Here is a 12,317-nt window from a genome sequence, read left to right on the forward strand (position 1 = left end):
TAGTTAAATTAGCGCAAGTATAGATAACGATTTTCTAGATAACTTTTTGGGGAGGGGGATAAGTATGTCAAAAAACGAATTAATCCCAATGCATGAAAACGAATCAGGTGACATCTTGATCAGTGGTCGTGAACTCCATGAATTTTTGGAAGTCGGTACGAGATATGACATTTGGTTTGAACGTATGGCGGACTACGGATTTGTTGAAAATCAAGATTTTGTAGCTGTCGATCAAAAAAGAACGACAGCTCAGGGAAATGCAACAACTTTTAAAGATCACCATCTCAAACTCGACATGGCCAAAGAGATTGCCATGATCCAGCGAACGGAAAAAGGGAAAATGGCGCGCCAGTATTTCTTAAAACTTGAACGCCTGTGGAACAGCCCGGAAATGGTGATGAAACGTGCGCTTAAATTTGCAAATCAACGCGTTGAGCAACTTCGCGGTCAAATGGAATTGGACAAGCCCTTTACGCAATTTGGGAAGCAAGTATCCAACTCGAACGCTGCAATTCCGATCGGTTCCTTTGCTAAAGAGATCCACGACAAACAGGGCATCAAGATTGGACGTAATAACATGTTTGCCTGGCTTCGCGATCGAGGATATCTAATCAAAAGCGGTCGGGAAAAGAATAATCCGGTTCAGCGCTATATCGATCAAGGGTTGTTCGTCTCAAAACCTACAATTATTTCTCGGCCGGATGGTGATGATCTTCAGCGATCGACAACGCTCATTACAGGAAAAGGGCAAGTCAGAGTCCTGGATGAGCTACTCGCTGAAAAGAAGGCTGCTGCCGATGGATAACAACAAGCTTTTTTGGAATTTCCGCGATCTTGAACAACATACCGGCTATAAGTATCTATGGCTAACACGTAACATCCTTTTTCGCCCCGAATGGCGGGACAAGCTTGATTCGAATAACGGGGGACCTGTTTTTTATCCGCGAGTCCGTGGTGAACGGTGGAAATTCCTTGCCGAGCCAATGCAGCAGTTTTTAAAGGAAAACTTTGCAGACCTGTTTAAAGAGCGGGTGTCCTAATGGCTTACCGAGTGATTGACCACATTCACGGCTTTAAAAAGCAAAAATTCGATACCAGTCTTGAAGCAACCGAGATCGCTTTTAAGTTGGCCAAGCTGCAAACGATCTTTAATGGCAAACGGATCCATATTTCAGTGATGTCTGGCCGTAAGCAAATCACTGAGATCAATATCCGGCAGGAAGAGGTGAGGTAAGTGGCTGCAGTGTGGGTAGACACGACCGATGGCAATCAAAAAAAGCGTACCGGATCAACGCAATTTGAATTACGAGTTCAAGACGGATTTAATTTAATCGTGCATCGGTTACTTCATTGCACCGGTTGGTTTATGACTTGCTACAAACTCGACATAACCGCACGACGACTTGATAGCGAAGACATTGAGATAGCCAAAACGGAAGCACTTGAAAAGATTTGGGTCGTGGCAGACCAAGAGCGCGAGAAATTAAGGCTGTTTCAAAATGCCGTTAAGGGGGTGATAAATGATGCAAGCACAAACATTAACTAACGAATGCGCTAATAACTGTGTAGAAGCCTATTTCTTACCGGCTGACGTGCTCCTTGAGTATCAGGGTACGCCCGATTATCGAAAATTAATGTTCCTGTTTTTTGCTGACGTTCAGATTCGAATGACAGCAACGGGACGCATGAACATTGCGCGTTGGGCACTGCGAATGAAAAGCAAGTATTTCCAGATGATGAAAGGAGCGTGAGAAAAATGAACAATGAAAACTATGTCACTCGCTGCGCCGGATGCGGTAAACGACCGGTGCAAATGTCAGAATACGTCGATCGCACGCTAGCTGAACCCGATCGATACAAAAGCCCAAGGGATGTTGTTGAGCTGGACGAAGGCACGTATGATCCAAACACCAAACTGTTTCTCTGCACCGACTGTTATATCAAAGCAGGTACGCCGCTAAACGCTGATCTCATTCCAACGTATCGTAAGGTGCGCGCAGTCATGGGTGCCTGGACTGAGGATCCGGAATATCCGGAAGAAGCTCAGGAGGGATGTGGATCAAATGAAGCAGGATGACGAAAGGGCGCTACTGATTTTTGAGCTGAAACGAGTGATTGACCTACTCGGACAGCCCAAGAATGAAACAGAAACTGAGTCGTGGATGGGTAGTAAAGCAAGGGCAGAACTCAAGGCAAAGTTCCGTGAAATTCGACGTGACACCGTTCGATACGAGATTAGTTTTCTCAAGTGGTGAACTTGAAGGGAGGAGATGAACCGCATGAGTCCAGAAACGGAAGCAAAATTTTTATCACATGTTCAGCGGCTTCGAGAGGATGTGCAGAAGAGTTCCGGCGCGGAACAGCTTGGCGCATTGGCTCAAATTAAAGAAATCACAGAGTTAGCTTTGATGCTGAAAGCAGATTATCCGGAACTTACAGAAAACCTTATGAAACCGATGGCTGGTGTCGCAAAAGATTTTTTGATCGCAATGATGTTTACCGATCCGAAAACGACATTCCGGCACCTTTAAGGGGGTGATACAGAATGAGGAAGATTGAGCAAGCTGAACTGCTTTGGACTGACCTCGAAGAGGCGATTGACGACTATCTCGCTAAGCTAGGCTATGCAAGTGACGGCGACATGCTTAGCTACAATGACGCAGACGACCCGGTAGTCTTTGATCGAATTATCGTGCCGGTGAGAAAAAGAAGATCAGCCGCCTTGGCAGAGACGACTGACCCAAAAACACACTAACCTACCGCCAGTATAGCACAGGCGGTTTACGGAGGGAAGATCATGGATTTCAACGTTAACACGGAAATTAAGCAGTCCAAAATCAACGGACTGTATCAGGAAGTCGAATCAATGAAGCGTGATCGTGCAGCTCTTAAAGAACGGATCGACACCAACACAGCAGAAATCATCCACCACATTGTTAAAAACGGTAACGTGATCGCTTATAAGGACAACACGCCTTATGTCCTTACGGTCAAAGATACCATTTCAAAAAAGCTGGACAAGGATCAGTTAGCCGCCGATCTCGGCGTGTCCAAATCATACATCGATCTGTTGGGCGTTGCCCAACTTGTCGAAGAGGGTAAGCTGACTGCTGAAAAGCTCAAAACCTATGAATATGAAGAGCCGACGCAAAAACTTCGCACGAGAAAAGCGAAAAAGTCAGACATGGAATTGATCTTTGGCGGTAAACGATAAGGAGGTAATCAGCATGGGACTTGAACAATCAATCGATAAACTTGCAGACGCCTTGAATCATCTTGCCACGGCACTTGGTGACAAGAGCACTGAAGCGCTAATGCGTGAACAGAAATGGAATACAGCCAAGGACGAAGACTTCCCACCGGAAGAAACGGAAACCAAGAAACTGCAGCATCCGGATGAAGACCCAAAGCCGGAAACCGAAACAACGACAACGCAGACCATCAAACTGGAAACGGTGCGCGCAAAACTTGCCTCTCTCAGTCAAGCCGGAAAGCAAAAAGATGTTAAAGCGTTGCTGACCAGTTTCGGTGTCAAAAAGTTGTCAGACGTGCCGGGAGAAAGATATGCGGAGCTTCTTAAGAAAGCTGAGGAACTCGCATGAGTGGGAATCATGCAGCGCGAGATCATGCCAACCTATCCGCATCCGGATCCAGTCGGTGGCTGCATTGTCCGCCATCGGCAAAGTTGGAACTGCAGTATCCAGATGACGGCGTTGCCAGTGTCTTTGCCCAAGAGGGAACCCTGGCGCACGAACTCGCAGAGCTGCACCTACTCTATGAAATTGGAAAACTCACAAAATCGGTATTTACGCGCCGGCTGAACAAGTACAAGAAGAATGAACTTTTTGCCGAGGAAATGCTGGACTATGTGGACGTTTATGTGACAACGGTCATGGAACGCCTCAGCGGGGCAAAGGCAGAAGCGGGCGACGCTTTCCTGATGATTGAACAGCGCCTGGACTTCTCGCCGTGGGTTCCTGGCGGCTTTGGTACCGGTGACGCGTTGGTTCTTTCCGACAAAGCGATTGAAGTCGTCGACCTAAAGTATGGCAAAGGTGTTCCCGTCAGTGCGATCGGGAACACCCAGATGAGACTTTATGCATTAGGGGCAATGAATGGGTTCGGTGCATTATATGAACCTGATCATGTCCGTATGACAATCGTACAACCACGGTTGGACAGCATTTCAACCGATCAACTGACTGTGGACGAGCTCGAAGCCTGGGCGATGAAAACGGTCAAGCCAACCGCAGATCAAGCCGCTGCCGGCGAAGGCGAATTTCTTGCTGGTGACTGGTGCCGGTTCTGCCGGGCGCGTGCCGTTTGCCGTGCACGAGCGGATAAGAACCTGGAACTTGCCAAACTGGACTTCGCGGATCCGCCGACACTTGCGCCGGAAGAAATTGGTGACGTGCTGACGAAAGCGGATGAGCTCCGGAAGTGGGCTGAAGACGTGGAGAATTACGCACTGGTTAACGCCCAAAATGGAACGAAGTTCCCTGGCTGGAAACTTGTTGAAGGCCGAAGTAACCGAAAGTATACGGATGAAGACCAGGTCGCTGAGAAGCTTCGCAAGGAAAAATACACGGACGAACAGATTTTCCAGAAAAAGCTTCTGGCCATCACGAAAATGCAGAAGCTGCTCGGCAAAAAGCGATTTGATGAACTGCTTAGCGGCTTAGTTGTAAAGCCGGCTGGCAAACCAACGCTAGCCCGTGAATCGGATAAACGACCGGAGATTGGATCAACGGCATCAGCGGTTAGCGATTTTAGCTGATGTACGGAATCTACAGTACGGTTTCACGTCAATTCGTGTTTGGCATTGAAGAACGAACGAAAAGCCAAGCCTGGGACAAACTGCGGGACAAAATCGGCGACGATGCCCTTAAATGGCGCTTTAATGCAAGAATAATTCCAAATCAGAAGAGGAGTAAACATACTATGCCAACAAACACAGACACGAAAGTCATTACAGGAAAGGTGCGTGCTGCTTATCTCCACGTTTTTGAACCGTGGGCGGCAGATGACGCGCAGCAGAAAAAATACTCGGTTTGCCTGATCATTTCCAAAACGGACAAAACGACACTGAAAAAGATTAAGGCTGCCGTGGAGGCGGCCAAGAAAGCTGGCATCAATACACTAGGCGGCAAAATTCCGGCATCACTGAAAACGCCTCTGCGTGACGGAGACGAGGAACGACCGGATCAAGAAGAATTTGCCGGTGCGTACTTCCTGAACGCAAACAGCAAAACGAAACCAGGACTGATTGATCAGCACAAGGATCCAATCCTGGATTCAGACGACCTGTACAGTGGTTGCTACATTCGCGCAAGCATCAATTTCTACGCTTATAACACGAGCGGAAACAAGGGCATTGCCTGCGGCCTGAATAACATTCAAAAGTGGGAAGACGGCGACTATCTCGGCGGACGTTCGAAGGCAGAAGATGACTTCGACGCTCTTGAAACTGATGACGATGATGACGATTTTCTCGGTTAATTAAACATTCAGTAATTGGACTGAGAGGGGGAGGGACAACGCTCTCCCTCTTTTTGATAGGAAGGAGGTACCACTATGACAACGCTTGGTATCGATATTGAAACGTTTAGTGATAATTCCATCGACAATGGAGTTTACAAGTATGTAGATTCTCCGAAGTTCCGGATCCTGCTTTTCGCTTTTGCCTTCGATAACGATCCGGTGCAAGTGCTCGACTTGGAACAGGGCGAAGAGTTACCGAAAGATGTGAAAGATGCACTGCAGCTTAGTGGTGTCGTCAAGACCGCCTTTAATGCAAACTTTGAACGCACCTGCTTGTCTAAGACGTTCGGCTATGCCAATCCGGAAGACTGGCGCTGCAGTATGGTACTGGCGCTTTCACTTGGTCTTCCTGCAAGTTTGGACGGTGTGGCCAAAGTGCTGAAGCTCGACGTGCAGAAAGACAGTGCCGGCAAGAATTTGATCAAGTTTTTCTCGATCCCCTGCGAGCCGGATCTGCTGAATGAAGGACGCACTCGTCACTTACCACAGGATGATCCGGACGGCTGGGAACGGTTTAAATTTTACAACGGCCGAGACGTGGACGTTGAACGCGATATTCGCGGGCGTTTACTGAAATATGCGCCAAGCGATTTTGAAAATCATCTGTGGGCGATCGACCAACGAATAAACGATCGTGGCGTGGCCATTGATCCGCAGCTGGTCGAAAATGCGATCCGGATCGATGAAGCAAACAGCTCCTATTATCTCGAACGCGCACAGAAGCTGACAGGGCTCCCAAATCCAAACAGTCCGGCACAAATTAAAAAATGGCTGGAAGATCAGGGCATGGACAAAGTCGGAAGCCTTGGTAAAAAGCTGATGCCTGGACTGATTAAGCGAGCACCCAATGAGACCGTTCGTGAAGTCCTCAGGATCCGTCAGGCGACGTCTCGGACATCCACGGCTAAATATACCAAGATGGCCGATGCCGTTTGTCAGGACGGTCGTGTACACGGATCACTACAATTCTATGGCGCATCCCATACGGGGCGTTGGGCCGGACGAATCATCCAGCCTCAAAATCTAGCGAAAAATCATATGACAGATCTCGACCTGGACACAGCGCGTCAACTGCTTTGGTCAGGCGATGAGGAGGGCATCAAAATGCTATTCGATGATACAGCCGATACACTAAGCCAACTTGTGCGGACAGCCCTGGTGCCGGCAAAAGGGCATAAATTTGTGGTTTCTGACTTTTCCGCGATTGAAGCACGAGTCATTGCCTGGCTTGCCGGCGAGAAATGGCGGCTCGACGTTTTTCGTAGTCACGGGAAAATCTATGAAGCGTCAGCCAGTCAGATGTTTCACGTGCCAATCGAGTCGATAAAAAAAGGCGATCCACTCCGGCAGAAGGGCAAGGTGGCCGAGCTTGCGCTGGGCTATGGCGGTGGATCTGGGGCACTGATTCAGATGGGCGCACTTGACATGGGGTTATCTCGAGACGAATTACCGGACATCGTCGAGAAATGGCGAAATGCAAGTCCTGCGATTGTGATGCTGTGGAGAGACTGCAACAATGCGGCACTTACAGCGGTCAAGAAAAAGACGACCGTCAGCCTGCAAAAGGGGCTCAAGTTCATTTATGAATCGGGAATGCTGTTCATCCAGCTGCCAAGTGGCCGGCGTATTGCCTTCGCCAAGCCGCGCATTGAACCGGATCCGACCTATGGCCGTGATCAGTTGACGTACGAGGGAACAGGAAAAAGCAAACAACAGCTTCCGGGCATGCCCACGAACTGGGTACGGCTTCGGACTTACGGTGGGAAGCTAGTCGAGAACATCGTCCAAGCAACCGCCCGCGACTGCCTGGCACATGCCATGACGCACGTCGATGAAGCTGGGATCCCTATTGTCTTTCACGTGCATGACGAGCTGGTGGCTGAGGTACCTGAGGACGGCATCACGCCGAATGACATGTCCGCGATCATGTGCCGTAAGGCAGCCTGGATGAAAGGCCTGCCGCTTAAGGCAGACGGCTATGAGACTCATTACTACAAAAAGGACTGATGCGCCGTGAATCGAGATGATCGAACGCTCGAACTAATTCGGCAGTATCAGAGCGGCATAGATACAAGAAACGAGATTATTGAATTGAATATGTCACTTGCGCATTTTTTCACAAAAAAATTCAAACCAATCGACATGGAATATGCAGACGCGCTAAGCATAACTATGGCCGCATTTTCCCAGGCAATCGAAAAATTTGACTTAAGTCGTGAAACAAAATTTTCAACCTACGCAGGTCTGCAAGTGCGCGCAACCTTTAGCCATATTTACCGTGCCAACCAAGCGAAAAAGCGTCAAGGCATAGTAGTCAGTTTAGATGCTCCGATCTGTGAATCGGAGGGATCAACATTGACGCTGCTTGATACGTTGGCTGCACCTGACCAGGATCATTTGCTGAAAGATGAAGCACTAAGGTTAACCAAGCGAGTGCTCAATCAATTTAAAGATAAATACAAAAGAATTATCCTTGCACACTTAAATGATGTGGGAACGCAGCTTGAAATCGGAAAACAACACGGCATTTCTCAAATTCGGGTATCTCGCATACTCGCAAAATTTTATGCCGCATTAAAACAGGAAGCGGAGCGAATGGGCTACCGCGAAAAGGAGGAAGCAACAATGGCAAGACCTCTTATGTCGATTGACCAATACAAGGATTTTGTTTTTTCGGGATTAACGCTTGACGGAATGGCGGACAAGCTTGGTGTTAATAAGAAATCGCTCTATAATTGGCGTTGCAAAAATAAGACGAAAATCGCACCATTCGAAGATAAACTGACAGAAAACATAAAGAAAATGAACGCTCCAAGCTCTGCCCAAAAGAAAGCTGATCCATGGAAAAAGGAGAAGGCTGACTATCTTAAGTCGATCCAAAATCAAGCCGATACGATTACTCATCTTGAGAAAAGGGTCAAGAACTTGGAAGCGGAAAAACTGGATGCGCTAGAGCAACTGAAAGACGCAAAGAGTAAGCTCCAATCCCTTAATGATACCGCTGATGACCTTGAAACTAAGATTGCAAAAATCACAGATGAAAAAAAAGACATCGAAAGCCAGCTCATGTACACCGGACAGGATCGAGACAAATACTTCAATCTGTATCAACAGTCAAATCGACAGCTGCAAGCTTTAGAAGCTTACGTGCTTACGATACTTGAGCCCGCGAAGTAAACCATAACGATCAAAGGAGATGCCCGAAAAATGAAAAACACATTAGGCGATTTAAACAACCATCTTTTTGCTGAACTGGAACGATTAAGTGATGAGAGCCTTTCGAATGAAGAACTTGAAGTTGAAATGAAACGGGCAAAGTCTATTGCTGGCGTTGCCACTCAGATCATCGCGAATGGTCAGCTGGTGCTTGATGCACAGCTGCCCAAAATGCTGGAGGGATAATATGGCACGTCTGCTTACTCCGGAACAAGATCAGTTTCTTAGCGATCATGTTAAAGGATTGGGAAATGCCGAACTGACCGCAATCCTAAATGAGAACTTCGGTCTGACGCTCACACGCCAACAAGTAAAAACCTACAAGAAAAACCATGGGCTTAGCAGCGGACTAACTGGTCACTATAAAAAAGGTCATGTACCTGCAAACAAGGGCACGCATAACGGTGGCTGGGAACCCACACAATTTAAAAAAGGGCATCAACCTGCCAATTATATGCCCGTTGGCACTGAAAAAATGAAAAGTGATGGATACATGTACATTAAAATTGCGGATCCGGGGAAATGGCGTCAAAAACACCGGCTCATATGGGAAAAGGCTAATGGTCGTCCGATACCCAAAGGTCATAAATTAATTTTTGGAGACGGTGATCGGCTCAATTTTGATCTGAACAATTTAATCCTAGTCACAGATAAGCAGATGGCCATTTTAAACAGAAAGGGACTTATTCGGAATAATGCTGAATTAACCCAGACGGGAATTGTACTTGCTGATTTATTTAGCAAGATGCATGAGCGGAAACGTAAGTGATTAGTGATTCATGGTAGACAGCTAAAGCGAAGGAAGGAAATCTGTTTGAAAAATTTATCAGAGCTTGATCCTTTAGGGCCGTATCCAAAAGGCGACCACTGGTTAAAATATTTAGACGTAAAAACGCGATATAGAGATAAGCTAATACGCATTTACAATGTACCAGTTTATGAATATACAACAGGAGAGATAAAAATATCAAGAAAAACAAGAGTAAAGATCCGATCATTACTGAAGAAAACCTATGAAATCGGGGACACTTCAGTTATTTATCGGTAAAACTTTTTCGAACTGGAAATAGTCGCCACCATGGTTTGTAAGTATACCAAAGATGCAACTTTGAAAGGACAGTAGGTGAGTTTTATGAACGACCCTCAACAAAAAACGAACGTGCAGAACGATGGCAGCCTGACGATCGCTACTGGTCACAGCCGGAAGGAAATGCACTGGAAGAATAAATCAATGCTGTGGTCTGAACTCGTTCAGCGGCTTCACAAGCCCGCTGTAACAGGTGAGACGCACAGCGAGTATATGAAACTATCAAAAGCACAACAGGACGCGATTAAAGACCGTGGGGGCTTTGTCGGCGGCACGTTAAAAGGCGGACGGCGCAAGAGTGGACAGGTGGCTTTTCGAAGCCTGGTCACGCTTGACGCGGATTTCATTAAAGGCGATCTCTGGAGCATGGTGGAAATCTCAATGGACTGTGCTGTCACCTGTTACAGCACGCACAAACATACGCCGCAGCGTCCGCGGCTTCGGTTAATTATTCCCTTGTCCCGACCGGTTACGCCGGACGAATATCAGCCGATCGCGCGAAAGCTGGCCGAGGATCTCGGCATCGACTTTTTCGATGACACGACGTACGAAGCGGAACGACTCATGTACTGGCCGTCAGTGCCGGCAGATGTACCCTACGTTTTTAAATTTCAGGATGCCGCCTGGCTGGATCCGGACAGTGTTTTGGCCAGATATCCGAACTGGAAGGATCCGTCTTACTGGCCGGAGTCCAGCCGGCAGAAACAGCACCGTCAGAAGATGGCAGAGAAGCAAGGCGATCCACTGGCGAAACCAGGCATGGTCGGCGCGTTCTGCCGCGCCTTTACCGTGACTGAAGCACTTGAGACCTTTCTTCCGGACGTGTATGAACCTGCAGGTGCGCATCGCTATACGTACAAAAATGGATCTACGACCGGCGGCATGATCGTGTACGATGATGATCGTTTCTGCTACTCGCACCATGGTACTGATCCGATCGGCGGCCAGCTGGTCAACGCATTTGACCTAGTGCGGATCCATAAGTTTCGCGATCAGGACGAAGACGCGGATCTGAGCGCGCCCGTCATTAAGCTGCCAAGCTACAGCGCCATGATCGACTTCGCACGGCAGGATGACAAAGTCAAAGAGACCAACATCAAAGAGCGCTTGGCGGAAGCGAACGAAGATTTTAAGGACGACATCAACTGGGTTAAAAAGCTGGATCAGAATAAGGACGGAAGTTTTGACAAGTCCGTCAAAAACATCAAGATTATTTTGCGAAATGATGAGAATCTTGCCGGCAAGTTTGGCCAAAACGATTTCTCGCATCGATGCGAGGTCTTATATAATCTGCCTTGGCGCAAAAAGAGCCGCCGTACCCTTTGGAACGATGACGATGATGCCTGCTTGCGCAACTACTTAAGTGACATTTATGGCATCAGCCATAAGCAGAACGTTGCTGATGCGATGGCGGAGGTCAAGCAAGACAACGCCTTTCATCCGATCAGGGATTATCTGAACGGCCTGCAGTGGGACGGCAAGAAGCGTCTGGACACGCTGCTGATTGATTATCTCAGCGCTGATGATACGCCGTATGTACGAGCCGTGACCCGGAAGATGCTCATTGCCGCTGTTGGTCGCGTGATGCAGCCAGGGATTAAGTTTGATCAGATCCTAGTCCTTGTTGGCCCTCAGGGCGCGAAGAAGAGCTATTTTATCCGCCGATTGGGACACGGCTGGACAAGTGACAGTCTGGACAGCATCAAGGGCAAGGACGCTTACGAACAGCTGCAGGGTGCCTGGCTGATCGAACTGGCCGAACTCAAGGCGACACGGCGGGCGGAGACTGAGGCCGTCAAGCATTTCACAGCAAAACAAGTGGATCGTTTCCGTGTCAGCTATGGCCATCACGTGGACGAGTTCCCGCGTCAGTGTGTGTTTTTTGGCACAACGAACATCAGCATGTTCCTGATTGACAAGACCGGTAACCGGCGCTGGTGGCCGGTAACGGTGCGTAAGCAGAAGCATAAAAAGGACATATGGAATGATTTAAAGGGCGAGGAACTGGATCAGATCTGGGCAGAGGCGAAAGCCGCCTGGGATGCACGTGAATCTCTATTGCTGTCGCCGGAACTGGAGAAGGCCGCACAGGAAATGCAAGAGGCGCACCTGGAAGAGGACGACAAATTCGGCCTGGTTGAAGAGTACCTGAAGCTGAAATTACCAAAAGATTGGGATAGTCGGGAGATTGGTGAGCGCAGAGCTTGGTTAGCTGAAAATCCGGCTATCCGCGAAAAAGGAACACTTGTGCATGATCGTACATGTGCGATGGAAATATGGGCGGAGTGTTTCGGTAATCGGCCGGAAGATCTGAACCCGATGCGGTCAAGAGAAATCACGGATATTATGCAAAATATATCAGGGTGGAAGCCCTACGATAAAAATCGCGGACGGCTAAAATTCACTCTATACGGCAAGCAAAAGGCGTTTATTCTTGAGGACCATGCATAGAGGACCATGGGAAAATGGGGAC

At 48.1% G+C, this 12,317-nt stretch carries 18 protein-coding genes and 1 pseudogene; all 19 read left to right on the plus strand.

Going from position 1 to position 12,317, the window contains the following annotated elements; genetic code table 11:
• Positions 1-64: 64 nt before the first annotated feature.
• The 19 genes and pseudogenes from NIE88_RS04735 (at position 65) to NIE88_RS04820 (ending at position 12,295) form a co-directional block, all read left to right on the plus strand.
• Positions 65-805, plus strand: a complete 741-nt coding sequence (locus NIE88_RS04735; RefSeq protein WP_253059551.1) for an antA/AntB antirepressor family protein — start codon at positions 65-67, stop codon at positions 803-805.
• Positions 798-1,040 carry a DUF771 domain-containing protein gene (locus NIE88_RS04740; RefSeq protein ID WP_253059553.1) on the plus strand — a complete coding sequence of 81 codons (243 nt, stop codon included), beginning with the start codon at positions 798-800 and terminating at the stop codon, positions 1,038-1,040. Before NIE88_RS04735 ends, NIE88_RS04740 begins: the two co-directional genes overlap by 8 nt.
• Complete coding sequence (locus NIE88_RS04745; protein WP_253059555.1) at positions 1,040-1,234, plus strand: hypothetical protein; 195 nt, start codon at positions 1,040-1,042, stop codon at positions 1,232-1,234. Before NIE88_RS04740 ends, NIE88_RS04745 begins: the two co-directional genes overlap by 1 nt.
• Positions 1,235-1,546, plus strand: coding sequence for a hypothetical protein (locus tag NIE88_RS04750; protein ID WP_253059557.1), 312 nt, complete (start codon positions 1,235-1,237; stop codon positions 1,544-1,546).
• Positions 1,521-1,751 carry a hypothetical protein gene (locus NIE88_RS04755; RefSeq protein ID WP_253059559.1) on the plus strand — a complete coding sequence of 77 codons (231 nt, stop codon included), beginning with the start codon at positions 1,521-1,523 and terminating at the stop codon, positions 1,749-1,751. The genes NIE88_RS04750 and NIE88_RS04755 overlap by 26 nt, the downstream gene beginning before the upstream one ends.
• 5 nt (positions 1,752-1,756) lie before the next feature.
• Entirely contained in the window at positions 1,757-2,077 is a 321-nt protein-coding gene (locus tag NIE88_RS04760) for a hypothetical protein (RefSeq protein WP_253059561.1), read from the plus strand.
• The gene (locus tag NIE88_RS04765; RefSeq protein WP_253059563.1) at positions 2,064-2,255 is read left to right on the plus strand and encodes a hypothetical protein; all 192 of its coding nucleotides are present in this window, start codon (positions 2,064-2,066) and stop codon (positions 2,253-2,255) included. The genes NIE88_RS04760 and NIE88_RS04765 overlap by 14 nt, the downstream gene beginning before the upstream one ends.
• Positions 2,256-2,279: 24 nt before the next feature.
• Positions 2,280-2,531: a hypothetical protein gene (locus NIE88_RS04770; RefSeq protein WP_253059565.1), complete on the plus strand. Its 252-nt coding sequence runs from the start codon at positions 2,280-2,282 to the stop codon at positions 2,529-2,531.
• Positions 2,532-2,545: 14 nt separating this feature from the next.
• Positions 2,546-2,755 (plus strand): hypothetical protein, encoded by a 210-nt coding sequence (locus NIE88_RS04775; RefSeq protein WP_253059567.1) that lies wholly within the window; start codon positions 2,546-2,548, stop codon positions 2,753-2,755.
• A 42-nt stretch (positions 2,756-2,797) separates the two neighbouring features.
• Complete coding sequence (locus NIE88_RS04780) at positions 2,798-3,214, plus strand: hypothetical protein (RefSeq protein ID WP_253059569.1); 417 nt, start codon at positions 2,798-2,800, stop codon at positions 3,212-3,214.
• Between the two features lie 13 nt (positions 3,215-3,227).
• Entirely contained in the window at positions 3,228-3,602 is a 375-nt protein-coding gene (locus tag NIE88_RS04785; protein WP_253059572.1) for a hypothetical protein, read from the plus strand.
• Positions 3,599-4,777: a DUF2800 domain-containing protein gene (locus NIE88_RS04790; RefSeq protein ID WP_253059574.1), complete on the plus strand. Its 1,179-nt coding sequence runs from the start codon at positions 3,599-3,601 to the stop codon at positions 4,775-4,777. Before NIE88_RS04785 ends, NIE88_RS04790 begins: the two co-directional genes overlap by 4 nt.
• Positions 4,777-4,896 (plus strand): annotated as a pseudogene (locus tag NIE88_RS23020) (hypothetical protein); the annotation flags it as partial. The gene NIE88_RS04790 and the pseudogene NIE88_RS23020, both read left to right, overlap by 1 nt.
• A gap of 45 nt (positions 4,897-4,941) precedes the next feature.
• Entirely contained in the window at positions 4,942-5,499 is a 558-nt protein-coding gene (locus NIE88_RS04795; RefSeq protein WP_253059576.1) for a DUF2815 family protein, read from the plus strand.
• Positions 5,500-5,574: 75 nt separating this feature from the next.
• Positions 5,575-7,548, plus strand: coding sequence for a DNA polymerase (locus tag NIE88_RS04800; RefSeq protein ID WP_253059578.1), 1,974 nt, complete (start codon positions 5,575-5,577; stop codon positions 7,546-7,548).
• A gap of 6 nt (positions 7,549-7,554) precedes the next feature.
• The gene (locus NIE88_RS04805) at positions 7,555-8,718 is read left to right on the plus strand and encodes a sigma-70 family RNA polymerase sigma factor (RefSeq protein ID WP_253059580.1); all 1,164 of its coding nucleotides are present in this window, start codon (positions 7,555-7,557) and stop codon (positions 8,716-8,718) included.
• A 30-nt stretch (positions 8,719-8,748) separates the two neighbouring features.
• Positions 8,749-8,943, plus strand: a complete 195-nt coding sequence (locus NIE88_RS04810) for a hypothetical protein (RefSeq protein WP_253059582.1) — start codon at positions 8,749-8,751, stop codon at positions 8,941-8,943.
• A gap of 1 nt (position 8,944) precedes the next feature.
• The gene (locus NIE88_RS04815) at positions 8,945-9,526 is read left to right on the plus strand and encodes an HNH endonuclease signature motif containing protein (RefSeq protein ID WP_253059584.1); all 582 of its coding nucleotides are present in this window, start codon (positions 8,945-8,947) and stop codon (positions 9,524-9,526) included.
• A gap of 363 nt (positions 9,527-9,889) precedes the next feature.
• On the plus strand, positions 9,890-12,295 hold the full coding sequence (locus NIE88_RS04820; RefSeq protein ID WP_253059586.1) for a virulence-associated E family protein: 2,406 nt from the start codon (positions 9,890-9,892) through the stop codon (positions 12,293-12,295).
• Positions 12,296-12,317: the final 22 nt, after the last annotated feature.

It is taken from the genome of Sporolactobacillus shoreicorticis, from assembly GCF_024125445.1.
Taxonomy (GTDB): Bacteria; Bacillota; Bacilli; order Bacillales; family Sporolactobacillaceae; genus Sporolactobacillus; species Sporolactobacillus shoreicorticis.